At 66.9% G+C, this 25,064-nt stretch carries 26 protein-coding genes; 19 read left to right on the top strand and 7 right to left on the bottom strand.

The window, feature by feature from the left end; translation table 11 throughout:
• Window positions 1-109 precede the first annotated feature (109 nt).
• Window positions 110-646 (bottom strand): inorganic diphosphatase, encoded by a 537-nt coding sequence (ppa, locus tag BW38_RS07765; protein ID WP_025874161.1) that lies wholly within the window; start codon window positions 644-646, stop codon window positions 110-112.
• Between the two features lie 182 nt (window positions 647-828).
• Here ppa and BW38_RS07770 point away from each other — a divergent pair, with 182 nt between their 5' ends.
• From BW38_RS07770 to BW38_RS07790, 5 genes are all read left to right on the top strand, one after another.
• Window positions 829-1,320, top strand: a complete 492-nt coding sequence (locus BW38_RS07770) for a hypothetical protein (RefSeq protein WP_032976756.1) — start codon at window positions 829-831, stop codon at window positions 1,318-1,320.
• Entirely contained in the window at window positions 1,320-1,796 is a 477-nt protein-coding gene (locus tag BW38_RS07775; protein ID WP_032976755.1) for a hypothetical protein, read from the top strand. The genes BW38_RS07770 and BW38_RS07775 overlap by 1 nt, the downstream gene beginning before the upstream one ends.
• An 85-nt stretch (window positions 1,797-1,881) precedes the next feature.
• On the top strand, window positions 1,882-2,382 hold the full coding sequence (locus BW38_RS07780) for an RNA polymerase sigma factor (RefSeq protein ID WP_025874164.1): 501 nt from the start codon (window positions 1,882-1,884) through the stop codon (window positions 2,380-2,382).
• 103 nt (window positions 2,383-2,485) lie between these two features.
• The gene (locus tag BW38_RS07785; RefSeq protein WP_032976754.1) at window positions 2,486-3,427 is read left to right on the top strand and encodes a FecR domain-containing protein; all 942 of its coding nucleotides are present in this window, start codon (window positions 2,486-2,488) and stop codon (window positions 3,425-3,427) included.
• A 168-nt stretch (window positions 3,428-3,595) separates the two neighbouring features.
• Window positions 3,596-6,511, top strand: a complete 2,916-nt coding sequence (locus BW38_RS07790; protein WP_032976753.1) for a TonB-dependent receptor — start codon at window positions 3,596-3,598, stop codon at window positions 6,509-6,511.
• A gap of 144 nt (window positions 6,512-6,655) precedes the next feature.
• On the opposite strand, the gene BW38_RS07795 is transcribed toward BW38_RS07790, so the two are convergent.
• Entirely contained in the window at window positions 6,656-6,913 is a 258-nt protein-coding gene (locus tag BW38_RS07795; RefSeq protein ID WP_032976752.1) for a DUF2789 domain-containing protein, read from the bottom strand.
• A 107-nt stretch (window positions 6,914-7,020) separates the two neighbouring features.
• Between BW38_RS07795 and BW38_RS07800 the strand changes: the two genes are divergently transcribed.
• Genes BW38_RS07800 through BW38_RS07820 form a run of 5 tightly spaced genes read left to right on the top strand, consistent with a single transcriptional unit; the run spans window position 7,021 to window position 9,972 of the window.
• Complete coding sequence (locus tag BW38_RS07800; RefSeq protein ID WP_032976750.1) at window positions 7,021-7,608, top strand: biliverdin-producing heme oxygenase; 588 nt, start codon at window positions 7,021-7,023, stop codon at window positions 7,606-7,608.
• Between the two features lie 31 nt (window positions 7,609-7,639).
• The gene (locus BW38_RS07805) at window positions 7,640-8,107 is read left to right on the top strand and encodes a YbaN family protein (protein ID WP_032976749.1); all 468 of its coding nucleotides are present in this window, start codon (window positions 7,640-7,642) and stop codon (window positions 8,105-8,107) included.
• Window positions 8,094-8,822: a tonB-system energizer ExbB gene (gene exbB, locus BW38_RS07810; protein ID WP_032976748.1), complete on the top strand. Its 729-nt coding sequence runs from the start codon at window positions 8,094-8,096 to the stop codon at window positions 8,820-8,822. The genes BW38_RS07805 and exbB overlap by 14 nt, the downstream gene beginning before the upstream one ends.
• Before the next feature lie 8 nt (window positions 8,823-8,830).
• Window positions 8,831-9,256 (top strand): TonB system transport protein ExbD, encoded by a 426-nt coding sequence (exbD, locus tag BW38_RS07815; protein WP_032976747.1) that lies wholly within the window; start codon window positions 8,831-8,833, stop codon window positions 9,254-9,256.
• Complete coding sequence (locus tag BW38_RS07820; RefSeq protein WP_032976746.1) at window positions 9,253-9,972, top strand: energy transducer TonB; 720 nt, start codon at window positions 9,253-9,255, stop codon at window positions 9,970-9,972. Before exbD ends, BW38_RS07820 begins: the two co-directional genes overlap by 4 nt.
• Window positions 9,973-10,065: 93 nt before the next feature.
• Here BW38_RS07820 and BW38_RS07825 read toward each other — a convergent pair whose 3' ends face one another.
• Entirely contained in the window at window positions 10,066-12,093 is a 2,028-nt protein-coding gene (locus BW38_RS07825; RefSeq protein ID WP_025874173.1) for a sodium-translocating pyrophosphatase, read from the bottom strand.
• A gap of 306 nt (window positions 12,094-12,399) precedes the next feature.
• Between BW38_RS07825 and BW38_RS07830 the strand changes: the two genes are divergently transcribed.
• On the top strand, window positions 12,400-12,903 hold the full coding sequence (locus BW38_RS07830; protein ID WP_032976745.1) for a hypothetical protein: 504 nt from the start codon (window positions 12,400-12,402) through the stop codon (window positions 12,901-12,903).
• 271 nt (window positions 12,904-13,174) lie between these two features.
• On the opposite strand, the gene BW38_RS07835 is transcribed toward BW38_RS07830, so the two are convergent.
• Complete coding sequence (locus BW38_RS07835) at window positions 13,175-13,564, bottom strand: DUF488 family protein (RefSeq protein ID WP_032976744.1); 390 nt, start codon at window positions 13,562-13,564, stop codon at window positions 13,175-13,177.
• Window positions 13,565-13,595: 31 nt separating this feature from the next.
• Window positions 13,596-14,852, bottom strand: a complete 1,257-nt coding sequence (locus BW38_RS07840; RefSeq protein ID WP_025874176.1) for a 6-phosphofructokinase — start codon at window positions 14,850-14,852, stop codon at window positions 13,596-13,598.
• A 136-nt stretch (window positions 14,853-14,988) separates the two neighbouring features.
• On the opposite strand from BW38_RS07840, the gene BW38_RS07845 reads away from it, so the two are divergent.
• The 3 genes from BW38_RS07845 (at window position 14,989) to BW38_RS07855 (ending at window position 17,819) form a co-directional block, all read left to right on the top strand.
• On the top strand, window positions 14,989-15,552 hold the full coding sequence (locus BW38_RS07845; RefSeq protein WP_025874177.1) for an adenylate kinase: 564 nt from the start codon (window positions 14,989-14,991) through the stop codon (window positions 15,550-15,552).
• A gap of 327 nt (window positions 15,553-15,879) precedes the next feature.
• Window positions 15,880-17,244 (top strand): UDP-N-acetylmuramate:L-alanyl-gamma-D-glutamyl-meso-diaminopimelate ligase, encoded by a 1,365-nt coding sequence (mpl, locus tag BW38_RS07850; RefSeq protein WP_032976743.1) that lies wholly within the window; start codon window positions 15,880-15,882, stop codon window positions 17,242-17,244.
• Window positions 17,241-17,819, top strand: a complete 579-nt coding sequence (locus tag BW38_RS07855) for an LON peptidase substrate-binding domain-containing protein (RefSeq protein ID WP_032976742.1) — start codon at window positions 17,241-17,243, stop codon at window positions 17,817-17,819. The genes mpl and BW38_RS07855 overlap by 4 nt, the downstream gene beginning before the upstream one ends.
• Before the next feature lie 143 nt (window positions 17,820-17,962).
• Here the strand turns inward: BW38_RS07855 and BW38_RS07860 are convergent, their stop codons facing one another.
• Complete coding sequence (locus BW38_RS07860; protein WP_032976740.1) at window positions 17,963-19,960, bottom strand: bifunctional DedA family/phosphatase PAP2 family protein; 1,998 nt, start codon at window positions 19,958-19,960, stop codon at window positions 17,963-17,965.
• Window positions 19,961-20,045: 85 nt separating this feature from the next.
• On the opposite strand from BW38_RS07860, the gene BW38_RS07865 reads away from it, so the two are divergent.
• Complete coding sequence (locus BW38_RS07865; protein WP_025874181.1) at window positions 20,046-20,708, top strand: serine/threonine-protein kinase; 663 nt, start codon at window positions 20,046-20,048, stop codon at window positions 20,706-20,708.
• Window positions 20,705-21,193, top strand: coding sequence for a DUF2867 domain-containing protein (locus BW38_RS07870; protein ID WP_032976738.1), 489 nt, complete (start codon window positions 20,705-20,707; stop codon window positions 21,191-21,193). Before BW38_RS07865 ends, BW38_RS07870 begins: the two co-directional genes overlap by 4 nt.
• Before the next feature lie 47 nt (window positions 21,194-21,240).
• Here the strand turns inward: BW38_RS07870 and BW38_RS07875 are convergent, their stop codons facing one another.
• A complete protein-coding gene (locus BW38_RS07875; RefSeq protein WP_025874183.1) occupies window positions 21,241-21,924 on the bottom strand; it encodes a hypothetical protein in 684 nt (227 codons plus the stop codon).
• A 107-nt stretch (window positions 21,925-22,031) separates the two neighbouring features.
• Between BW38_RS07875 and BW38_RS07880 the strand changes: the two genes are divergently transcribed.
• The 3 genes from BW38_RS07880 (at window position 22,032) to BW38_RS07890 (ending at window position 25,040) form a co-directional block, all read left to right on the top strand.
• The gene (locus tag BW38_RS07880; RefSeq protein WP_032976737.1) at window positions 22,032-22,850 is read left to right on the top strand and encodes an NAD(P)-dependent oxidoreductase; all 819 of its coding nucleotides are present in this window, start codon (window positions 22,032-22,034) and stop codon (window positions 22,848-22,850) included.
• A 92-nt stretch (window positions 22,851-22,942) separates the two neighbouring features.
• Window positions 22,943-23,935, top strand: a complete 993-nt coding sequence (locus BW38_RS07885) for a YiiG family protein (protein ID WP_032976736.1) — start codon at window positions 22,943-22,945, stop codon at window positions 23,933-23,935.
• 157 nt (window positions 23,936-24,092) lie between these two features.
• A complete protein-coding gene (locus BW38_RS07890; RefSeq protein ID WP_032976735.1) occupies window positions 24,093-25,040 on the top strand; it encodes a YiiG family protein in 948 nt (315 codons plus the stop codon).
• The last annotated feature ends 24 nt before the right edge of the window (window positions 25,041-25,064 follow it).

Genomic DNA, 25,064 nt, shown 5'->3' with positions numbered 1-25,064 from the left:
TGTGAAGTGACGCAATTTACCTAATACGGCGGCAAAGGTGATGTGCCGCCGTCATGAAACGTGACCCGCATCGCTCCGACGCCGTGCGCCGGAGCAATGCTGTTCAGTCTCAGGCCTTGCTGTCGAGGTGGCGCTGGTGCGCCTCGATCAGGATCTGCTTGGCCTCGGCCGCGCCGCCCCAACCGTCCAGCTTGACCCACTTGCCCTTCTCCAGGTCCTTGTAGTGCTCGAAGAAGTGGCCGATGCGCTCCAGCCAGTGGCTGGACACCTGCTCGATGTCTTCCACGTGCGCGTAGCCGCCGAACACCTTGGTGACCGGCACAGCCAGGATCTTCTCGTCGCTGCCTGCCTCATCGCTCATCTTCAGCACGCCGACCGGGCGGCAACGCACCACCGAACCCGGGACCAGCGGCAGCGGCAGCACCACCAGCACGTCGGCCGGATCGCCGTCGCCGCACAGGGTGCTCGGCACGTAGCCGTAGTTGCAGGGGTAGCGCATCGGGGTGGACAGGATGCGGTCGACGAAGATCGCGCCGGTTTCCTTGTCCACTTCGTACTTCACCGGCTCGGAATCCTTCGGGATCTCGATGATGACGTTGATTTCTTCCGGCGGGTTCTTGCCGGGCGAGACGAGTTCCAGACCCATGGTGTGCTCCAGGTGGGGGATGTAGACGGATAGCCCTTCATTTTATGCCTTTGCCGGTCGCTGTGCAGGGTGGGGCGCCGACGGGCCGTCGCGGTAGCCGACGACCGGCCAGGCCGGGGTTTCCCGATGGGGCCGGCCGGGCGGCCGGGGCAGGCTGGAACCCTGAACCGAGGAGACCTGCCATGAACTGGAATCGTTGGCGCTGCGGCGTCCTGCTGTTGCTTGCTCCGTTGGCCGCGCTCGCGCGCGGGACGCATGTCGACCTGATCCACTACCCGACCCGGGAGGCCGGGTGGGACAGGGCCTACGCGCTTGAGGGAGCGCTTGCACAGGCATTCGACCGTGTGTGCGCCGATACCTTCTGCGAAGGCGATTACAGCAACTACCGGGTGATGGAGTTCCGTTGTGCGGTGCTGGCCCATCGGGGCACGGTGCAGCGGTGTGTGTGGGTGCTGGCGGCCAGCGAACTGGTGGTGCAGGGTGACACCGGCCAGGTGCAGGTGGACAACGGTCGCTGGACCTGCCCGGTGGAGATGCGGCCCGGGGTGCCGGTTGAAGCCTTCTTTGCCGCGCTGGAGGCGCCGGATGGGCTGATGGCACCGTTGCCCGGGCTCGATTACGGTCTGTTCGACGGGCTTGCCGATTGCCTGCGGGCGCAGGGGAGGGACGCCTGATGCGCACTTTCCCGGCACGATGGCTGCTCTGCGGTCTGATGGTGGTTGGCGCTGCGCAGGCCGCGCCGGCGTTCGTGGACGCCCGTGACTATCCCGATCCAGCGACCGGCCGGGAGCGGTTCCTGGCCGCCGAACGGATGCTGGTGCGCGGGTTCGATGATGTCTGCGGCGACACGTTCTGCGAGGGGCAGTACTACAACCTGTGGGCCATGCGCCTGCGCTGTTCGGTGGAGCGAGCGACAGGTGTGGTCGGCAGTTGTATCTGGACCTTCGCCGGCAGCGATACCTGGGTGCGTAAGGAAGGACGGATCGATGTCGACCTTGGCAGCTATGCATGCGTGCTGCCGCTGGCATCTGGAACCCGGTTGGAGCAGCTCCTGCAGGTCTGGCAGGTGGGTTCCGGGGATGAGGCGATCCACGCGCCCTTGCCCGGTACGACCACGAGCGTCTATGGCGGGCTGACAGACTGTCTTTGACGTCGACGATTGCGAATGCAAACGTGATTTATTCGCATTAACGGAGTAGCATGCGCGCCGCCCTGTCCGTCCCTTGGCTCCGCGCATGTCCTCCAATGCCCTCACCCTGACCGAACTGCTGATCCGCGAACGACCGGCACTGCTGCGACGCGTGCAGCGCATCCTCGGCGGCGACAGCGGGGCCGAAGACGTGATCCAGGCGGTCTGGTTCAAGGCACGTGGGGTAGACAGCAGCCAGGGCATCGACAATCCGCGCGCCTATCTCTATCGATTGGCCATCAACCTCGCCACCGACCACGGCCGCGAATCGACGCGCCGCAACCGCCTGCTGGCCGAGCACTACCTGTGGCAGGAGGACGAGCAGATCTCCACCGAGGAACAGGTGATGGCGCAGGATGAACTGCAGCGTGTGCTTGATGCCGCCGGCCACCTGCCCGAGCCGACGCGCACCATCTTTCATCTCAATCGCCTGCAGGGCCTTACCCAGGCCGACATCGCCCGGCGCCTCGGTGTGTCGGTGACCACGGTGGAGAACCACGTACGCACCGCGCTGCAGCGGCTTGCCTGGGCGCGCAGTGGCCGATGAACGATCCGGCTTGGGGGCGCACACCCGTCATGCGTCTTGATTCGCAGGCCCCCCATGCGCTCTAGTCCTTCCGCCCACCTCTGACCGTGTCCCCTGCCAGCCGATGAGCCCGCCCTCGACACCCCGCAGCACCGCCGATGATGCCGTGGCCGAACAGGCCAGGGACTGGATCGTGTGCCTGGCGTCCGGCGATATCAGCGACGCGCGCATGGACGCGTTCGAGCAGTGGCTGGCCGAGCCCGCGAATCGGCGTTCGTTCGAGCATGAGCGCATGCTGTGGCGCAGTGTGGGCCCGCGCCCGGCCGCCACCGAACGCAGGCAGGCAGCGCGCCGTCCGCGGCGGCTGCGCTGGGCCATGGCCACGGCCGCTGCGCTGGCGGTGCTGGTGGCCTGGCCCGATGCCTGGCTGCGCCTGCAGGCGGATCATCGCAGCGACCACCGGGTGCAGGATGTGCATCTGCCCGATGGCAGCCGCGCCGTGCTCGATGCCGACAGCGCGATCGCCGTGCACTTCGATGACCAGCGCCGTCGCGTTGAACTGCTGCGTGGCCGCGCCTGGTTCGACGTGGCGCCCGATGCGCAGAGGCGATTCAGCGTTGCTGCTGGCAACGGTGTAGTGGAAGACATCTCCACAGCTTTCACGGTCGCCCATGTTGCGGCCGGGGTGGAGACCGAAGTCGGGCAGGGCCGGGTACGCGTGGCCAGTCCTGTCGATGGCGGCTGGACCTATCTGCAGGTGGGGCAACGTGCCAGCTATGGCGAGCACCGAGGCGTGCAGCGTCTGGCTGACGTTGCTGCGGATGGCGTCGGCGCCTGGCGCCAGGGCGAACTGCTGCTGGAGCAGGCCAGTGTGGCCGACGCCGTGCATGCGGTCGGCCGCTATCGCGCAGGGCCGACCTTCGTGCGCGGCGATCTTTCCACGATTCCAGCCGTGAGCGCGGCGCTGCGCGTCGATCATCCGGAGCAGGCACTGGATGCACTGGCGGCCACCGCCGGCCTGCAGGTCGCCCGCCTGCCGCTGGGCGTGGCGATCGTGTACCGGTAGTACCGCGCCAGGCGCGGATGCAGCGGATGCAACGCATCGGTCTTGGGGAAAGCGCGCCGCCACTCGTCTCATCCACGAACGTACCCGCCGCCGCCACGTACGTCGTTGGGTCCGCGCATGCGCGGATGATGCCGCGCCCGCGGCCACGCTTCTCTGACAGGTTCCCCCATGTACGAATTCCGCCGCCCGGGCCGCGCACCGCGCCCGTCCCGTCTGTGCATCGCGTTGCTGGCCGCCGGCCTGGCAACCGCCGCCCCCGCCGTGATGGCGCAGTCCAGCAGCGCTGCTCCGGCAGCGGCACAGCACTTTGATATTCCCGACCAACCGCTGGACGATGCACTGCGCGCCTACATGCGCCAGTCCGGTGTGCAGGTGGTCTATCCGAGCACGCTGGCCAAGGGCGTGATCTCGCAACCGGTCAGTGGCACGCTGTCAGCCGACGAGGCCCTCGCCCGCCTACTGCGCGGCAGCGGCCTGAGCGTGCGCCGGGTAAGCGCCGATGCGGTCACGCTGGAGGTCGCTGCGGCGGGACAGACGGGCGGCGTGATCGTCACCGATACCCTCAGCGTGGCCGGAGACCGCGTGCAGGGCGGTGCGGTCAGCGATGAAGCGCGCCTGCTCGACAGCTACCGCAGCGTGGGGTCGACCACCACCATCGGCCGCGTCGCGCTGGAGCGTTTCCGCGGCACGTCCAACGGCGACATCGTCAAGGGCGTGGCCGGTGTCACTGCGGGCGATCCGCGCGTGGGCAACGGCTTCGACGTCAACATCCGCGGCATCCAGGGCCAGAGCCGGGTGCCGGTCATCATCGACGGTGGCCAGTCCAGCATGGACACCTACCGTGGCTATGCCGGCCAGTCGCAGCGCACCTATCTCGACCCGGACCTGATCTCGCGCCTGACCATCACCAAGGGCCCGAGCCTGCAGGCCAATGCCTCCGGCGGCATCGGTGGCGTGGTCGAAATGGAAACGCTGAATGTCGATGACGTGCTGCGCGAGGGGCGTGATGTCGGCGTGCGCGTGCGCGGGGGGCTGGCCAACGGCAGCGCCAACAACCTGCCCGGCTACGAAGCCGCGCCGCGCAGCGATCGTAGTGCCACCGGCAGCCAGTTCTTCAACGTGGCCGCTGCCGGTCACTGGGACCGCTTCGACCTGGTGGCCGCCTATGCATACCGCGACAACGGCAACTACTTCTCCGGCAAGCACGGCTATGACGACTTTCCGCAGACCCGTCGCACGCTGGCGCCGCTGAATCCGCCACGCACCGAAGTGTTCAACACTTCCTCGCGCTCGAAGTCGACCCTGCTCAAGGGCACCTGGCGCATCGACGACGCGCAGACGCTGGAAGCGGGCTATCGTCGTTACGAAGGTAGTGCGGGCGAGATCATGGCGTCGCAGATCATCCGCGTCGACCGCGACCGCGTGCCGCAGTGGGACCCGGGCCATGTGGACATGGACAGCTACAGCCTGCGCTACCGGTTCAACCCGGACAGCGAGCTGATCGACCTGCGCGTCAACGCGTGGTACACCGACGCCGACAGCGTGATGTACAACAGCCTGACCGGCATCACCCCCTGGTACTTCGATCGCCGCACCGAGTGGTACGACGCACCCAGCTTCAGTGGCAATCCCGGCTACAAGGATGCCTACCGCAACCCGTTGCGGCAGAAGCGCTTCGGCCTGGACGCCAGCAACACCTCGGTGTTGGACGGCAGTGCCGGCCGCTTCACCCTCGATTACGGCCTGTCCTACAGCGACGAGGACATCGCCCCGGGCAGCTCCGGGCCGATCATGCACGACGACCTGGTCAACAACCGCTTCCTGCGCAATGCCGAGCGCAAGGAATACAGTGCGGTGGCATCGCTGAAGTGGGCACCGGACGAACACTGGGAGATGCTGCTGGGTGGGCGCTGGAACCGCGTGGACGTGCATGACCGCAATCGCCTGGCCACGCCGGACGGATACGAAGTGCAGGGTCAATACCGCTACACCGAACTGCTCAACGGCAATCCCAAGCTGCCGTCGTGGCGGGCCAAGCGCATTGCCCTGTTGAACTGGTATCCGGACGCCAACGGCAACTTCACCCAGGAGTCGCTGCTGGCCTCCCCGTACAAGAAGGGCACCGTCGGTGACATCGGTGGCTGGAACTTCCATGACGCTGACGCCGCGGAGGACCTGAAGGTACCGGTGAGCTGGACCTGGTCCCAGCCGATCCGCCGTCGTGACAGCGCGTTCTCGCCGACCGCCAGCGTGGCCTTCCGTTTCAGCGAAGACAGCATGGTCTACCTGAAGTACGCAGAAGGCACCAAGCTGCCGAGCCTGTTCGAAACCACGCTCGGCCTGTTCACCGCGGCCAAGCCGGTGGATGAACTCAAGCCCGAGCGTGCGCACAGCTGGGAACTGGGCGCGAGCACGATCCAGCACGACCTGTTCACTGCCGGTGACCGCCTGGCGCTGAAGCTGGCCTACTTCGATACCCGCATCGATGACCTGATCACCCGCGACTACCGCACCTTGTCGGCCGGACTGATCCGCAACGTCGACCGCTTCAAGGTGTCGGGCATGGAGTTCCAGTCCAGCTATGACAGCGGCAAGGTATTTGCCGATCTGTCGGCGCACTACTACTTCAAGGCCAAGACCTGCGCACCGGACATCGCGGCCGAACGCCGCGCCTACGGTGTCCAGCGCAGGATCGAGGAACTGGTCGGCACGCCGGACTGCGTGGATGGTGGTTTCGAAGGCTCCTACAGCAACACCCAGAACCCGCCGCGCTACATGATCAACCTGACCCTGGGCTCGCGCCTGTTCGACGAGCGGCTGACCTTCGGCACCCGCGTGGTCCACAACGCCGGCCCGATCAGCAAGCTGGACAAGGAATGGAACGTCGGCCTGTCGGCGATCCAGCAGCTGTACCGGCCGACCACGCTGGTGGATCTGTTTGCGAGCTGGAGCTTCAACGACCAGCTGTCGGTGGAAGCGAACGTGGACAACGTGACCGACCGCTACTACCTGGATCCGCTGGCGCTGGGCGTGATGCCCGCACCTGGGCGGACTGCGCGACTGGCCTTTACCTGGCGGTATTGATCAACCCTCCACGCTTGCACCGGTGGAGGGGGCGGATCCCTTTCCCGCGGAAAGGGACCTGGCCCCATCGGGTCCGGTCATCCACGCATGGCGTGGATCTACTGGGGGGGGCGCCGGGCCATGCCCGGCGCTGCCGCCTGGCGCTTACAGCCCGGTCGCGGCCTTCACCGCCGCTTCGTGCAGCGCTTCATTCAGTTCGTCCACCACGGTGGTCCATGCCGCATCGGCCTGCAGCGATTCGGCCAGGAACTGGCGTTGGGCTTCGTTCCAGTACGGGGCATCGGCCACTTCCACGCCGGCGGCCAGCTGATGGTCGGCGATGAACCGGGCAATGCCCTCGGCACTGGCATCCAGGCCCAGCTGCAGGAACAGGTTGGTCATGCGCGGTTCGGTGGTGATCATCGGTGGTGCCCTGGCAATGGAAAGGAACCTGCATTATCGACGCAAGCAGGGTTGGGGGAACCCTCGCCAGGATCGTCTACAGGGGGACGCTTTCCCTGGCACTCCCGATGACCGTTCAGACATCCCTCGAAGACAGCCGCAGCGTGCGGCTGAAGGCCGCCACCCGTGACAGCCATGGCGCCCTCGACAAGCGCATCATGGCCGGCGACATCTTCGCCGACCGCCGCAATTTCGCTCGCTTCCTGCGCGTGCAGTACCGCTTCCACCGCAGCATCGACGCGTTGTACGCAAGCCCTGCGCTGGACGCATTGCTGCCGGACCTGGCGGAGCGTCGCCGCCTGCAGCAGGTGCGCTGCGACCTGCAGGACCTGGAGCAGGCGCTGCCGGGCGAGGACATCGCGGCCCTCCGCGACGACCTGCCGCTGCCGACCGCGTTGGGCTGGTTGTATGTTGCCGAAGGTTCCAACCTGGGCGGCACCGTGCTCTACAAGATGGCCGCTGCACTCGGCCTGGATCGGAACTTTGGTGCTCGTCACCTGGCGGCACATCCCGATGGGGCCGCGCGGCATTGGCGCGAATTCACTGCTGCTCTCGATGCAGTGGTGCTGTCGCCGGCACAGGAACAGGAAGTGATCGATGCCGCCGATGCCGCGTTCCGCAGCGTGCACGGCCATGTCGAAGTGGAGTTCTCCTGATGTCCCTGCACCGCCCGCTGGCGCGCGATTGATGCGCTGGCTCTGGTTCGTGCTCGGCTGGTTGATGGTCGCGCTGGGGGTGATCGGCGCACTGCTGCCGGTCATGCCGACCACCATTTTCCTGATCCTGGCGGTGGGCTGCTTCGCACGCAGTTCGCCCAGGTTCGAACAGCGGCTGCTTTCCCATCCGCGCTACGGTCCGTCGCTGCGCCTGTGGCGTGAGCAGGGCGCGGTATCGCGCAAAGGCAAGGCGTTTGCCAGCGCCGGCATGGCGGTGGGATTCGCGATGTTCTGCTGGGGCGCACACCCGTCCTGGCGTCTGCTGCTGGGCGTGGGACTGTTCTTTGCGGTCAGTGCCGGTTATGTCCTGAGTCGACCGGCGCCCCGTTTCGATCCAGCGCCGCTGGTGGGCGTGGACGACGCCACCGATCCGCGCGCTGCCCGCCGTCGCACTACTTCTACCGATTCCAATGGAACCTCCGACGATGCTGCCTGCTGATCTGGCTCCCATGGCCGCCCCCGCACTGACCCCCTGGGGCATGTACCTGGCCGCCGATGTGGTGGTGAAGGGCGTGATGATCGCCTTGGCCGTGGCCTCGCTGGCCACCTGGACCGTGCTGCTGGCCAAGGGCTGGGAACTGGCCCGGCAGGCACGCGCGTTGCGCCTGGCGCGAAGCGTGCTGCTGTCGGCACCCAGCCTGCCGGTCGCAGGCGGCGAGCCCGCACTGCAGCAGAACATCGCCGCAGCCATGCTGGATGCCGCGCGCACCGAACTGCATCTGTCGCAGGAACTTGATCACCGCGAGGGGATCAAGGAGCGGGTGGCATCACGACTGGAGCGCCTGGAACTGGAGACCGCACGCAACCAGCGTCGTGGCATCGGCGTGCTTGCCAGCATTGGCGCGGTGGCGCCGTTCGTAGGCCTGTTCGGCACCGTGTGGGGCATCATGAACAGCTTCATCGGCATCGCCCACAGCAATACCACCAACCTTGCCGTGGTGGCGCCAGGTATTGCCGAGGCGCTGCTGGCTACAGCGCTCGGTCTGGTCGCGGCGATCCCGGCGGTACTGGTCTACAACCACTTCACTCGGGTGCTGGCAGGCCTGCGCGGCCTGCTGGGCGATCTTTCCGCGGCTGTGCAGCAGCTGGTGTCGCGTGATCTGGATCGGGCTGCACGCCGGGCGCCGACAGGCACGCTGCGTGCAGTGAACTGAGGCACGCCATGGCGATCAGGACCGCATCCACACGCGATGACACCCCGGAAGAAGCTCACGAGATCAATGTCACGCCCTTCATCGACGTGATGCTGGTGCTGCTGATCATCTTCATGGTGGCCGCGCCGCTGGCCACGGTGTCGGTGCCGGTGCAGCTTCCTGCCAGCAGTGCGCAGGCGGCGCCGGCAGAAAATGCGCCGGTGTATGTGACCGTGCAGGCCGATCTGTCGCTGCGGGTGGGCGAGGCGCCGGTGGCACGCGATGGCCTCGCCTCTGCGCTGCGCTCGGCAACGCATGGCGATACGTCGCAGCGCCTCTATCTGCGTGCCGATCAGCGGGTCTCCTATGGAGACCTGATGGCGACGCTGGATGCGTTGCGCAGTGCCGGTTACCTGAAGGTCGCCCTGGTCGGGTTGGAGCAGGGCGCACGATGAGCGGGCTGCAGCGCTGGGCAACCAGCCTGGCAATCGTGCTGCTGGCCCATGCGGTGCTGATCGCTACGGCGTGGTGGTGGGCATCGCGTACGCCGCCGGTCGTGGCAGCGGCACCTCCTGCCGCCTTGATGCTGGAACTGGCTCCCGCCGCACAGGCCCCACCGGTACCGCCGCGCGCGCTGCCGGCCGGACCGCTGCAGCAGGAGCAGCAGCGGCGCGTGACCGTGCCCAGGCAACAAGAACAGATCAAGGCGCCGGTGCTGCCCCAAGGCGAACTGGCGGCCCCGGCCGAGCCACCTGCAGAACCGGCAGAGGAAGCGGCGGACAGCAACATCGATCGCACGCTGGCGCCGCCGGACGTTCCTGCCCAGGCCGCAGCGAGCTACGCCGCACCGCGTACCACGGCCGGCGAACGCAGCAGTGCCAACGCCACCTGGCAGGGGGTGCTGCTGGGACACCTGCAACAGCATCGGCGCTATCCACGCCAGTCCGAACGGTTGCGCCAGCAGGGCGTGGCCTATGTGCGCTTTGCCGTTGCCCGCGACGGCCGTGTATCGGCGCCGCGCATCGAGCGCAGCAGCGGCTTCGCACTGCTTGACCAGGAGACGCTGGACACGGTGCAGCGCGCCAGCCCGGTGCCGGCGCCGCCGGCCGATGTGGCCGGCGACCCGGTGGAGGTGATGGTGCCCGTCGCGTTCTTCCTGCGCGGGCGGTAATCGTCGGCGGGGTCGGATCCCTTCCCACAGGAAAGGGCTCTGACCCCATCGGAGGCGACCCCATCGGAGCCGCCATCCACGCATGGCGTGGATCTACAGCAACGGCACCAGCAGCAGCGCCACGATGTTGATGATCTTGATCAGCGGGTTGATCGCCGGGCCGGCGGTGTCCTTGTACGGGTCACCGACCGTGTCGCCGGTCACCGCTGCCTTGTGCGCTTCGCTGCCCTTGCCGCCGAAGTGGCCATCCTCGATGTACTTCTTGGCGTTGTCCCAGGCACCGCCGCCGGTTGTCATCGAAATGGCCACGAACAGCCCGGTGACGATCGTGCCGATCAGCAGCCCACCCAGCGCGCGTGGCCCCAGCAGCAGGCCGACCACCACCGGCACGGCCACCGGCAGCAGCGACGGTACGATCATTTCGCGGATCGCCGAGCGGGTCAGCATGTCCACCGCCTTGTCGTACTGCGGCTTGGCGGTGCCCTGCATGATGCCGGGAATCTCGCGGAACTGCCGCCGCACTTCCTCCACGACCGCGCCGGCCGCGCGACCGACGGCTTCCATCGCCATCGCACCGAACAGGTACGGAATCAGGCCACCGATCAGCAGGCCGATGATCACCGTGTGGTCGCTGAGGTCGAAGCGGAACTCCTGGCCGGGATTGGCCGCCTGCAGGTTGTGCGTGTAGTCGGCGAACAAGACCAGCGCGGCCAGTGCTGCCGAACCGATGGCATAGCCCTTGGTGACCGCCTTGGTGGTGTTGCCCACCGCATCCAGCGGATCGGTGATGTCGCGGATCTCCGAAGGCAGCTCTGCCATCTCGGCGATGCCACCAGCGTTGTCGGTGATCGGCCCGTAGGCATCGAGTGCGACGATCATGCCCGCCATCGACAGCATTGCGGTGGCGGCGATGGCGATGCCGTACAAGCCGGCCAGCGCGTGCGCGCCCCAGATCGCCGCGCAGACGGCAATCACCGGCAGCGCGGTGGACTTCATCGAGATGCCGAGGCCGGCGATGATGTTGGTGCCATGGCCGGTGGTCGAGGCCTGTGCCACATGTTGCACCGGCTTGTACTGGGTACCGGTGTAGTACTCGGTGATCCACACGATCAGGCCGGTCAATACCAGGCCGATCAGCGCACAGCCATACAGCGCCATCGGCCCGTACACGTTGTCCGCCATCAGTCCTGTGGTGATCGGATAGAACGCGATCGCTGCCAGCACACCGGAGACAATCACGCCCTTGTACAGCGCGCCCATGATCGAGCCACCGGGCTTCACCTTCACAAACAGCGCGCCGATGATCGAAGCGATGATCGAAACACCGCCCAGCACCAGCGGATACAGCACCGCATTGGCGCCGGCCTCGGCCAGCATCAGGCTGCCCAGCAGCATGGTGGCGATCACGGTGACCGCATAGGTTTCAAACAGGTCGGCGGCCATGCCGGCGCAGTCGCCCACGTTGTCGCCGACGTTGTCGGCGATCACCGCCGGGTTGCGCGGGTCGTCCTCGGGAATGCCTGCTTCGACCTTGCCGACCAGATCGGCGCCGACATCGGCACCCTTGGTGAAGATGCCGCCGCCCAGGCGCGCGAAGATCGAGATCAGCGATGAGCCGAAGGCCAGGCCGACCAGTGCATGCAGTGCCTGTTCCATCGGCAGGCCCAGCCGCAGCAGCAACGCGTAGTAGCCGGCCACGCCGAGCAGGCCCAGGCCGACCACCAGCATGCCGGTGATCGCACCGCCGCGGAAGGCCACGTCCATTGCCGCGCTGATGCCGTGGCGCGCCGCCTCTGCGGTGCGTACGTTGGCGCGCACCGACACGTTCATGCCGATGTAGCCCGCTGCACCGGACAGCACCGCACCGACCGCGAAGCCGATCGCGGTGTACCAGCTCAGGAAGATGCCGACCAGCACGAACAGCACCACGCCGGCGATGCCGATGGTCAGGTACTGGCGGTTGAGGTAGGCGCGCGCGCCTTCCTGGATGGCCGTGGCGATGGCGACCATGCGTTCATTGCCGGTGGGTTGGCGCAGGATCCAGCGCGCCGAGACGATTCCGTACAGGATCGCGAGAATGGCGCAGCCCAGCGCCAATGACAGCCCGTGACGTTCCAGCATTAGACCCCTCCGCAGAATGGATGGACAAGCATCCAGTGGCGATGAACGGCACCACGAGGGGGACGACGGGCTGCAGCCTGGAACCAACCCGTACCGACCTTGGTGGTCGTCCGACGTATGGCGGTGTTCAGCATTCCCTGGTGTCCGCAGTATGCGTGCACCCGCGCCCGGATGGTAGCGCCGGGCCGCGCCCGGCGAGCGCAGCGGTTGCTGCAACGACGCGATATCCATCGTCCCCATCGCCACCTTTGCACCCCGTTAAGCCAACCTCTGCAAGCCTGCTCGCAGTCCCGTCGGAGAATCCCCATGCGCCTGTCCCTGTTGATGCTTGCCGTTCTGGCCCCGGCCCTGCCTGCCTTCGCGGCGGAAGCACCGGAACTGCAGCGCGCGGTGGGTGCACCACAAGCGGTCGGCGCGGTGCACACGCTGCGGCAGATTCCCGAAGCCTGTGCCCGCCTGGAAGGCGCGTTTACCGGCCAGGCGGCGGAGCCCTATCGTTTCTCGGCGGTGCGCACCAGCGAGCAGTGCCAGCCGCGTGCCCGCTTTGTCGACTACAGCAAGGCGCAACCGAGTGCGGACAAGGGCTGGAAACTCAATGATGTGATCCGTGTTCCGAATGCCACCTGTCCGGCGCAGCAGGCGGTGGTGCGCGTGTGGCGTCTGCCGGTGAACAACGCCCAGGCGCTGGATGGGCAGGGGCAGTCGCGCATCTATCTGGAAGAAGCCAAGAAGCAGGCCGCCGCCGGCAAGATCCCGCAGGTGACGATGTTCGCCGCGCAGCTGCAGATGGAAGGCAAAGCCTGCAATTGAGGCCGAGCATCCACGCATGGCGTGGATCTACTGGGAGGGAGGCCTGGGCAAGGCCTGCAATTGAGGTCGAGCATCCACGCATGGCGTGGATCTACTGGGAGGGAGACCTGGGCAAGGCCTGCAATTGAGGCCGAGCATCCACGCATGGCGTGGATCTACTGGGAGGGAGGCCTGGGCAAGGCCTGCAATTGAGGCCGAGCATCCACGCATGGCGTGGATCTACTGGGAGGGAGATCCGGGTAGTGCCGGCCGCTGGCCGGCAACCCCGCGATCAATCCGCAAGCCTCGCTCCACGCGCCACCAGCAGCTCGCGCAGTGCCGACCGGTGGCAATGCGCCTCGTCCTCGCAATAGCAGCCCACCGCGATATCGCTGTGCTGCGACAGCGCTGCGAGCAGGTCCAGCGCATGCGCTGCATCGGGCGCCTTCATTTCGGCCTTGTAGTGACGGAAGAACGCCGTCCAGTCGGCGGCGCTCTTCGCCTCATGCGCCTGTTTCACCAGCTCCGCGCTGGGGGACAGCGTCGGGAACCACACGTCGTACCAGTCCTGCCGGGCAAATTCGCTGCGCGGCACACCACGCGGCGGGCGCCGCACGGTGCCGATGCGCAGGCCTTCACCGGGCGCACGCGGAGAGCCAAGTCGAACAACGCGCAACGCCATGGCATTCCTCGCAAAAAGGGGACGGAGGGGGTCAGCCTTCGAACGCAGGCAGCTTCTGCTTCACCGCCACGTTCTTCAGCGTCACGTACTTGGGCAGGCCATCGCTACCGTAGGGCAACGGTGCTTCGCCCTTGATCAACGGCTGCAGGTAGGCGCGCGCCTTGGCCGTGATGCCGAATCCATCGCGACGGATGAAGCTGGCCGGCATCTTCTTCTCGTGGTTGGCAATCTTCGACAGCGGTGCGGCTTCGATCTTCCAGCGATACGGTGCATCGCTGCTGCGCACGATCACCGGCATCACCCCGTTCTGGCCCTTCAGCGCCAGCTGCACCGCGGCCTTGCCGACCGCCTGGGCCTGTTCCCAGTCGGTTTTGCTGGCCAGGTGGCGGGCTGAGCGCTGCAGGTAGTCGGGCAGGGCCCAGTGCACCTTCAGCCCCAACTGGTCCTTGACCCGCCCGGCCAGATGCGCGGCCACGCCGCCCAGCTGCGAATGGCCGAAGGAGTCCTTGCCGCCGCCGGCGTCGGCGACGAAGCGGCCATCGGCGGTGGCGATGCCTTCCGACGCCACCACCACGCAGTAGCCCACGCGCGCGACCACGGCCTTGACCTTGGCCAGGAACGCGGCCTCGTCATAGGCGCGCTCGGGCAGCAGGATGATGTGCGGGGCGTCGTCCTCGCCGGTGCCGGCCAGGCCGGCGGCCGCGGCCAGCCAGCCGGCGTGGCGGCCCATCGCCTCGTAGATGAAGACGCGGGTGGAGGTCTCGGCCATCGCGGCCACGTCCAACGCCGCTTCGCGCACGGACACGGCCGTGTACTTGGCCGCCGAGCCGAAGCCGGGGCAGGTGTCGGTCACCGCCAGATCGTTGTCGATGGTCTTGGGCACGCCGATGCAGGTCAGGTCGTAGCCGGAGCTTTTTGCCAGCTGCGACACCTTCAGTGCGGTGTCGGCCGAGTCGTTGCCGCCGTTGTAGAGGAACCAGCGCACGTCATGGGCGCGCAGGACCTCCAGCAGGCGGTCGTAACGGGCACGGTCGGCCTCCAGCGATTTCAGCTTGACCCGGCACGAGCCGAACGCGCCGCCGGGGGTGTGGGCCAGGGCGCGGATGGCCGCAGCACTCTCCTTGCTGGTGTCGATCAGCTCCTCGCGCAGGGCGCCTAGGATGCCGTTGCGCGCAGCCAGGACCTTGATTCCCTTGGCGCGGGCCTGTTCGATCACCGCCGCGGCAGTGGCGTTGATGACGGCGGTGACGCCGCCGGACTGGGCGTAAAGGAGGGTGCCATTGCGCATGCTTCTACCTGTTCGGGGGAGGGGACATTGCAGGGACATTACCCGGATGCGCTAAAGTGGCGCTATTGCGGTGCAGCGATACCGGACCGTCCGGGGCGCGAACCTTCTTTATTTTCAACACGTTGGAGTCAGGTCAATGCGATTGGTTCTGTTGGGACCGCCCGGTTCGGGCAAGGGGACACAGGCGACGCGCCTGAAGGAAAAGCTCGAGATCGCCCACATTTCCACCGGCGACATGCTGCGCGCTGAAATTGCCGCCGGCTCGGAGCTGGGCAAGCAGGCCAAGTCGGTGATGGATGCCGGCAACCTGGTGTCCGATGAGATCCTGCTGGGCATGCTGAAGTCGCGCCTGGCCCAGGCCGATGTCGCCAAGGGCTTCATTCTTGACGGCTATCCGCGCAATGTGGCCCAGGCCAACGCGCTGGACGGCATGCTGGCCGAGATCGGCCAGCCGCTGGATGCCGTGGTGCAGCTGGACGTGGCCACCGAACTGCTGGTCGAGCGCATCGCCGGCCGTGCGCAGGAGCAGGGCCGCGCCGACGACAATCCGGAATCGGTGCGCAAGCGCCTGCAGGTCTACACCGAGCAGACTGCTCCGGTGGTGGACTTCTACGCCGGCCGGGGCACCCTGGCCCGCGTCGATGGCGTCGGCGAACTGGACGAGATCGAAGCCCGCATCCTGGCGGCGATCAAGCGCTGACCCTCGTGGCCGGTTTATGCCGGCCACCGCAGGCGCAAAAAAACAGGCCTGATCCGCGAGGATCAGGCCTGTTTCGTTTCATAGGTGCCAGCAAAGGGCTTGCTCAGGGCCCCCACAGCATGAGCTCCCTTGGGGATGGCCTCTTGGGGAGTAGGACCGGTTCGGGTACTGCGGCTGGCATCCTGAATTGTGTCCGGGTTCACAGAACATCGCTATCAGGAATTCCCTGACATGTGGCTGGAGTTTTCTCACAGCAGCTGTAGGGGTTCTCTTACCCCGGTGCTGACAATGGCCCTATACAGCCGTGATCGGTCACAATCCCCGGTCATGAGCAGCGTACATATCCTTGCAATCGCCGGCACCTTCATGGGTGGCGTGGCCGCCCTGGCGCGGGAACTGGGCCATACGGTCAGTGGCAGCGACCAGGCCATCTATCCGCCGATGTCGACCCAGCTCGAGCAGCTGGGCATCACCCTGGACCAGGGCTACCGCGCCGACAGCGTGCCGGAGGGCACAGGGCAGGTGGTGATCGGCAACGCGCTGTCGCGCGGCAATCCCGCCGTCGAAGCGGTCCTGGACGCCGGCCAGCGTTACATTTCCGGCGCCCAGTGGCTGTCCGAGCAGGTCCTGCCGGGCCGTGACACCCTGGCCGTGGCCGGTACCCATGGAAAAACCACCACCACCACCATCCTGACCTGGCTGCTGGAGAATGCCGGTCGCTCCCCCGGCTTCCTGATCGGCGGCGTGGCCGAGGACTTCGGCGTGTCCGCCCGCTTGGGCCAGGGCCGCGAGTTCGTTGTCGAAGCCGACGAGTACGACACCGCGTTCTTCGACAAGCGCAGCAAGTTCGTGCACTACCGGCCGCTGGTGGCGATCCTCAACAACCTTGAGTACGACCACGCCGACATCTTCCCCGACGTGGCGGCGATCCAGCGCCAGTTCCACCACCTGGTGCGTACCGTGCCGGCGCGCGGCCGCCTGATCGTCAATGGCGAAGACGCGCACCTGGCCGAAGTGCTGGCGATGGGCTGCTGGACCCCGGTCGAACGCTTCGGCTTCGACCCCGCGCTGGAATGGCATGCCGAGCTGTTGGCCGCCGATGGCAGCGCGTTCCGCGTCCATCATCGCGGGCAGGCGCTGGGTGATGTGCACTGGTCGCTGCTGGGCCGGCACAATGTGCTCAATGGCCTGGCTGCGCTGGCCGCTGCGCACGCCGTGGGTGTCGCGCCGGCCGAGGTGATCCCGGCGTTGGCGCGCTTCCGCAGCGTCAAGCGGCGCATGGAAGTGATCGGCAACCACGATGGCATTACCGTCTACGACGACTTCGCCCATCACCCGACCGCGATTGCGACGACCCTCGAAGGGCTGCGTGCCAGGGTCGGTGATGCCCGCATCGTGGTGGCGATGGAGCCGCGCAGCAATTCGATGCGGTTGGGCGCTCACGCACAAGCACTGGCACCGTCCTTGGCACTCGCCGATGAGGTGGTGTTCCTGCACCGCCCGGAGCTGGCCTGGGATGCGGCAGCGGTGATCGCGGCGGTGCGCGGACAGGCGCATGCTGTGGCCGACACCGATGCGCTGTTGGCGCAGCTGCAGGCCGACGTGCGCAGCGGCGACCATGTGGTGTTCATGTCCAACGGCGGCTTCGACGGCGCGCCGCGCCGCTTCCTTGCAGGGCTGCAGGCACGATGAGCAGTGAGGGTTCGCTGCCGCTGTTCCCGCTGCATACGACGCTGCTGCCGGGCGCGGCCATCGGCCTGCGGGTCTTCGAGCCACGCTACCTGGATCTGGTGCGCGAAACCGGCCGCAGCGGCGAAGGTTTCGGTGTCTGCCTGATCCTGGAAGGAAACGAAGTGGGAGCGCCGGCAACGCCGGCCGCCTTCGGCGTGCAGGTGAAGATCGAGGATTTCGATGTCGGTGCCGATGGCGTGCTGCAGCTGCGATTGCGCGGCACCCGTCGTTTCCACGTCGAGCGCACGCGCGTGCGCGACAACGGGCTGGTGGTTGCCGATGTGCGCTGGTGCGATGAGGATCCCGATGACGAACTGCGTCCGCAGCATGCGCTGCTGGCGACGGTACTGGACCACATCATCGAGCAGGCGGGCACGGCGTTCGCACCGGCCTCGCCGGCCTTGATGGACCAGGCCAGCTGGGTCAGCTGGCGGCTGGCCGAGCTGCTGCCGCTGAGCGAACAGCAGCGCCTGCAACTGCTGCAGCTGGACGACCCGCACCAGCGCCTGCAGCAGCTGCTGGGCTGGATGCCGTAAAAACCGGCCGTCGTGCTCGCCGGGCATGACCCGGCGTCGTCGGTAGATGCCAACCGTGGTTGGCAGCCTTTCCCGAAAGCGCCAACCAAGGTTGGCGACTACCAGAGCGGAGCAGTCGCGCCGGGCCATGCCCGGCGGCTTCGTTACGGCGTGGCGGTCTTCAACCGCAGTACCGGCAGCCCGGTCTCCGGCTGCACATCCTCGCGCTGCGGCAACGACTGCACCGCTTCCTTGACCGCATTCAACGCCGGGTCGATGCCTCGCACCGGGTGCCACATGCCGATCCACTGGAAGTGGCGCTCGTAGCGCAGGGTCTGTGCGCTGCCCAGCCACAACGGGGTGTCGCCCGGCTGCAGCTGCGCCGGCGCCTGCCACAAGCGCAGTACGTAACGCTCGTCGGCCTGCGCGCCCTGGCGCACCATCAGCAGCGCTTCAACGCGCGTATCCAGTGTCGCCGGCAGTACCGGCAGTTCATTGGCGCCGGTGTTCTTGTCCAGCATCAGCAGCGCTTCCTGCCAGCCGGCCTGGGCCTGTACCTGCCAGCCGCGCGCTTCCAGCTGCGCCTGCAGCGGCGGCAACGGACCGGCCACCTGCACGTCCAGTGGCCAGCGCTGGTCATCGTCGAATTCGTTGCGACGCGCCGGCAGCTTCGCCCAGTCGTGCTGCCACCAGGCCTGCGCGTCCATCGCCAGCGGCGCCGGCAGGGTCGGCTCGAAGCGTTCCAGCTTGATGGCGATGTTGCGCGGCGCGTACCACATCGCCGCCACCACGAAGACGCCGTAGAACAGCCATGCCACCGGCTTTACCCAGAACGAGCGGTTGAAGCGGCGGCGGTAGGCGATGCCCAGCACCAGCAGCCAGAAGGTGCCGAACAGCATGCCGCCGATGACATCGCTCAGCCAGTGCGCGCCCAGGTACAGGCGCGCAAAGCCGATCAGGCTGACCACGATGCCCGACACCAGGTAGGGCCAGACGCGGGTGCGGCCGGGCATTTCGCGGGCGATCAGCACCGCGAAGAAGCCGAAGGTGATGGTGGCCATGGTCACCGACACCGACGGGAAGCCGAAGCCGCTGCTGGCATCGATCGGGCGCACCACATCGACGGTGGTACCGAGCAGTTTGGTCAGGGCCAGGCCGAAGGCCAATGCGGCCAGCCAATGGGCGGCCGCCATCCAGCGCCGGCGCCAGATCAGATAGCCCAGCGCGGCAGCGGTTGCCGGCAGCAGCACCTGCCATGCGCCAAGCGAGGCCAACGCGGCCATCGGGTAGTCGGCCAGCGGATTGCGCAGGGCCAGCATCGCCTGGTGCACCAGCAGGTCCACCGCCAACGGCTCGCCATGGGCGACCACCACCGTCAGCAGCGCGAACCAGCCCCAGCCCAGCAACAGCAGCATCAGCGCCAGCATCGCCAGCGGCACCGATTCGCGGCGCTTCGGGTCGAGCACGCCCACCGTGTAGCGGCCCAGCGTCGGGTGCCGGTTGGACCAGTCGAGCAGCCGCGCCAGCCAGCTGTCCATGCGCGCGGCCGACCAGCGATAGCCGTACAGCACGATGGCCCAGACCAGGCTGAGGATCACTGCCAACAAGCCCACCACCACCACCAGCCGGCCGGCAACGGCAGCGACGGCATCATAGGCTTCGCCAAGAATCCAGCCCGGTGCCAGGAACAGCACAGCCCAGGAAATACTGGCGATGCCACTGGCCTGCACGTAACGGCTGGCGGGCATTTTCATCATGCCGGCAATGGCGGGCACGAACGGCCGGATGGCACCGACATAGCGGGCGATCAGGATGCTCTTGAACGCATTGCGGCGGAACAGATTCTCGCCCCGGTCAAGCAGCTGCGGGTAGCGGCTGAACGGCCAGACGCCACGCAGGCGGTCGCCCCAGCGCCGGCCTATCCAGTAGCTGATGCCATCACCGGCGAACGCACCCAGCGCCGCGGCGGCAACCGCATACGGCCCGGAGATCTGGCCCAGGCCGATGAACACGCCAACGGCGAACAGCAACGGCAGCGCCGGCACGATGGCGCCAAGAATGATGACCGCATCGCAGAAGGCGATCAGAAAGATGACCGCACCCGCCAACACGGGATGAGCGGCAATCCACGCGAGGGTGGCGTCGATCCATGAAGAGTCCATTGTCCGATTATAGGGGCGTGAAGGTGACTGGTTCCCAGCCGCTTGGTGACCGATTGCAACCGGCGCCATCGCCTAGAATGTCGCCATGCCTGTATCCAATGACGCGCCAACGCATGCACTGAAGGCCGACAGTTTCGGCCGGATCCTCCTCGTGCAGGGGCCTGAAGGCCCCTTCGTGCGCCGCGATCTGGGGGCCACGCCGCTGTGGCTGCGGTTGCCAGCGTGGTGGTTGGCGCGACGCGAAGCGCGTGCATTGCGCCACATCCATGGCATGGCCGACGTGCCGCAACTGCTGGACTGGGATGGCCGCCACCTCGACCGCAGCTTCATGGCCGGCGATGCGATGTACCAGCGCCCGCCGCGCGGTGATGTGGCCTGGTTCCGCGCCGCACGCCGCCTGCTGCAGCAGCTGCATCGGCGCGGTGTGGCCCACAACGACCTGGCCAAGGAAGCCAACTGGCTGGTGACCGAGGACGGTCGACCGGCCCTGATCGACTTCCAGCTGGCAGTGATAGGCGACCCGCGCTCGCGCTGGATGCGACTGTTGGCGCGCGAGGACCTGCGCCACCTGCTCAAGCACAAGCGCATGTACTGCCGGGAGTCGCTGACGCCGGTGGAGAAGCGCGTGCTCAAGCGCACCTCGTGGGTACGCGATCTCTGGTTCGCCACCGGCAAGCCGGTCTACCGCTTCGTCACCCGCCGCATCCTGCATTGGGAAGACAACGAAGGGCAGGGCCCCAAGCCGTGAGCGCCCAGCTGAGCGAAGGCAGCGTGCTGCGTTCGCAACTGCCGGGTGCCGATTTCGTCCATGCCTGCCAAGAGGCGGCGCCGCGCAACGGCCGTTCGGCGCTGCAGGCCTACCGCGATATGGCCGCGACGGTGCCCGGCTGGTTCGATGGACTGATGGCGCTGCGCAACAGGGGCATGCGGCTGCTGGGCATGAAGGATCTCGGCTCGCTGCGCGGAGTGCAGCAGACCGCCGATCCGCAGCGCGGGCAACGCCTCGGCATCTTCACCCTGCAGGCGCTGGACGAGGATGCCATCGTGCTGGAAGACAACGACCGCCATCTGCGCGTGCAGCTGGCGCTGCAATGGCACGGCGATATGTTGGAAGTGGCGACGGTGGTGCACACCCACAACGCGTTCGGCCGCCTGTACATGCTGCCGGTGGCACCGGTGCATCGATGGATCGCGCCGCACCTGCTGAGCAAGCAGGTGCGCGGATATCAGTAGATCCACGCCATGCGTGGATGCGCGTTGCCGCATGGCGCGGCAAACCCCTACGGCGTCACCGGCACCACCTGCTGGCCGATGAAGTTGCGCTTGCCATCGAAGTCATAGCCGATCTGCAGCTGGCCCACGTCCGGGCACGCATGGCAGTCGCGCAGCGGCGTGCGGTACAGCAGGCGGATGCCGCCCCCATCCAGCGCCGCGGTACCCGCGGCCTGCGCCGGCGCGAACGGCGTGGCCTGCGGATGCGCCTTGAGCACCTCCTGCACGCCGGGATCGGCGCGCAGCGTGTCGTCCAGCTGCACCGCATCCACGTCGATACGCTTGCCTGCGGCATCGACCAGGCGCGTGCCTTCATTGGTATTGGCGCGGAACGGATACTCGACGGTGGCCACGCCCAGGCCGTCGTGTTCATGCCAGGCGGTCACGTAGGCCAGTTCGCCACCGGTGGACAGCTGCTCGGCCGCAGTGACCGCATCGGCACTGGCCCCACCGGACCGCATCGCATCGCGCAGGCAATCGCGGGTGGCCGCGCTGTCGCCCTGACGGCAGGCGTTGAGGTCACCATCCCAGACAACGGCCTCGCTCCAGCGCAGCTTGCCATCACCGGTGGCCTTGTCGACGCTGGCGGCGTCATCCTTGGCCGGCGCGCTGCCGGGTTCGGGCGAGCGGCCCTGGCAGGCGGTGAGCAGGGCCAGGCCCAGGGCAGGCAACAACAGGCGGGAACAGCGCATGGCATGGACCTCGTGCAGTGACCGGGGCGCCAGTATCGTCAACGTGCGGTGAACTCCGCGTCGGCGCGGCATACTAGCGGCTCATTGCATACGCTGGAGTGTGGAACGTGGGCAGTCTGCAGGGCAAAACCCTTTTCATCACCGGTGCCTCGCGTGGCATCGGCCTGGCGATCGCGTTGCGCGCCGCGCGTGACGGCGCCAACGTCGCCATTGCCGCCAAGTCGTCGGTGCCCAATCCGAAGCTGCCGGGTACCATCCACAGTGCTGCCGAGGCCGTCATTGCAGCCGGTGGCCAGGGCCTTGCGCTGAAGTGCGACATCCGCGAAGAAGACCAGGTGCAGGCGGCCGTTGCTGCCGCCGTGGACACCTTCGGTGGCATCGACATCCTGGTCAACAACGCCAGCGCCATCTGGTTGCGCGGCACCATGGACACGCCGATGAAGCGCTTCGACCTGATGCAGCAGGTCAATTCGCGCGGCAGTTTCCTGTGTGCGCAGGCCTGCCTGCCGTACCTGCTGCAGGCGCCGAACCCGCATATCCTGACCCTCGCGCCGCCGCCGAGCCTCGAGCCCAAGTGGTGGGGCGCGCATACCGGCTACACGCTGGCGAAGATGGGCATGAGCTTTGTCACCCTCGGCCTGGCCGCCGAGTTCGGTCCGCAGGGCGTGGCGGTCAATGCGCTGTGGCCGCGCACGGTCATTGCGACCGATGCGATCAACATGATTCCGGGCGTGGACGTCGGCGGCTGTCGCACGCCGCAGGTCATGGCGGATGCTGCACATGCGGTGCTGGTGCGCGAGGCGGCCGGTTTCCACGGCCGTTTCCTGATCGATGACGAGGTGCTGGCCGAAGCTGGCGTGACCGATCTTTCCGGGTATGCGGTGGATGCGTCGCGTCCGTTGCTGCCGGATCTGTTCCTGGATTGAGCCAGCCGGTAGGGAAAGGCCGATGGCTGCCGCCTTCGGCCCGCTGCGCTAGAATGCGCGGCTGTAATCGTTTTCAACAGGGATGTGAGCCCATGTCACGTACTCTTTCCATCGCGGCACTGGCCGCTTCGCTGTCGCTTCTTCTGGCTGCCTGTGGTGGCAAGGCGCCCGCAACCGACGGCGACCCGGGTTCCGCCGGCAAGCCGGAGGCCAGCACGGCATCGGCTGACGCCCAACAGCAGTTGACCGCAAAGCTCAACGCCTACATCGGCTGCTTCAACGCGCTTGATTCGAAGACGCACAGCAGCATCCAGACCTACACGCGCTGGATCAAGGACGTGGACGCCGGCCCGAGCGGGCGCGAGACGAACGTGTACGGACCATTCGAGATCGGCGATTACGACATGAAGCAATGCGACGCCCCCGTGACGGAGGCGATCGCTGCCAAGCCGGCGCTTGCCGATCTCGATGCCGCTGCCGGCCACTACCAGCAGGCGCTGAAGGCGCTGGTGCCGATCAGCAAGGAAGCCCACGACTACTACGAGCGTCAGGACTTCGAAGACGACAAGTTTGCCAAGGGCAAGCAGCTGCACGCGCCGTTGATGACCGCCTTCAAGGATTTCGTGGTTGCCAGTGAAACATTCAACACCGAACTGGAGCGCCAGAACGACGCTGCCCAGCGCGAACAGCTCAAGGCGCTGGAGCAGGCCGAAGGACGCACCCGCGAGTACTACCGACTGGCGATGATGCTGGAAGCGAAAGCGATCATGGAGATGATGGGCGAGGACGACTTCGACGTGGCCCGGGCACGGGAGCGGCTGGACGCCTTCAACCGCATTTCCGACGAAGCGCATGCCAAAGTGGCCGATCAGGAGCCGGGCAAGCTGGACTGGAACAGCTTCGAACGCGAGGCCGAGAACTTCCGCCGCGAAGGCAAGGAGCGCCTGCAGCGCGTCAGCGCGAACACGCCCTACACCGACTTCGAACGACGCATGCTTGATTCGCCCTCGATGGCGCCGAGCGGCTCGGCCGGGCGACTGCTGCACATCTACAACGCACTGGTGTTCCAGAGCAACCGCCAGTAATCCGGGGCGCTGCACCCACTTCTGTCGCATTCGAGCAGGCTGATTGCGACGTGAAGGATGGGGTGCCCCGTCGTCTCGATGGCATCGGCGTCCGCATATGCGGGCTGTTCCACCGCGCGCGCGAATGTGCGCCGTCTCATATCTGCAAGGAACCGGTTTGAATTCTTCCGCGCGTGTACTTTCTCTGCTTATGCTCGGCGCTGCCGCCGCCCTCGCTGGTTGCAACGGATCGGCAGGACTGCCGGTGGCCGATCCGGGCCTGCAGAAGATCAACGCCTACATCGAGTGCTACAACGGCGTCGAACAGCCCATCCACGAGGGCTTCCAGACCTATACCGGCTGGATCAAGGATCCCGAAGCGGGGCCGACGGGCAAGGAAGCGCAGCCGCGCTCGCCGGGCAAGGTGCTGTCGCATCGTGTCGAGTACTGCGGCCAACCGCTGACCGATGCGTTGGCCCGGACGCCGGCCACGCCGCTGGATGAGCCGGTGCGGCAGTACCAGGCGGCCTTCCAGTCGTTGTATGCGCTGATCGAACGCGCTGATGGCTATTTCACCCGTGAGGACTATCGGCGCGACAACGGCGAAGGGATGCGCGCCCAGCATGCGCCGCTGATGCAGGCCTACGCTGACTTCTTCAAGGCCAGCGAGGCCCTGGACGCGGCGCTGGAGAAGAACGAGGAGGAACGCCGTGCCGCGCAGCTCAAGCAGATCGAAGCGGACGAAGGTCGTTCACTGGCGTACTACCACCTGCGCATCATCGGTGACGGCAAGCGCCTGGCACTGTCGCTGCAGGGAGAGGCGCCGGACCTGCAGGTGGCGCGCACGCAGCTGGCCGACTACCAAGCGCTGGTCAAGGAAATGCAGGATGCAGGGGTGGGTAGGGACAACCCGCTGTGGGCACATGTACAGCGGTCGACGGACGTGCTGATCCGGGATGCCGGGCGCCGCGTCGAGCGCCTTGCATCAGGCAAGGCATTCACCGAACGTGAGCGCGAGGAAGAACGGACATCCAGTGGCCGTGTCGGATCGGCGCCTGCGGGCTCGGAGGCGGCAGTGATGGCCGCCTACAACGATCTGGTGACCACCAGCAATCGCATGAATTGAGCCAATGGGTCGACTGCGATGGAT

Origin of the sequence: Stenotrophomonas sp. RIT309, from assembly GCF_000632045.1 — a bacterium.
Lineage (GTDB): Bacteria > Pseudomonadota > Gammaproteobacteria > Xanthomonadales > Xanthomonadaceae > Stenotrophomonas > Stenotrophomonas indicatrix.
This window is presented reverse-complemented; position numbering and strand designations above follow the sequence as displayed.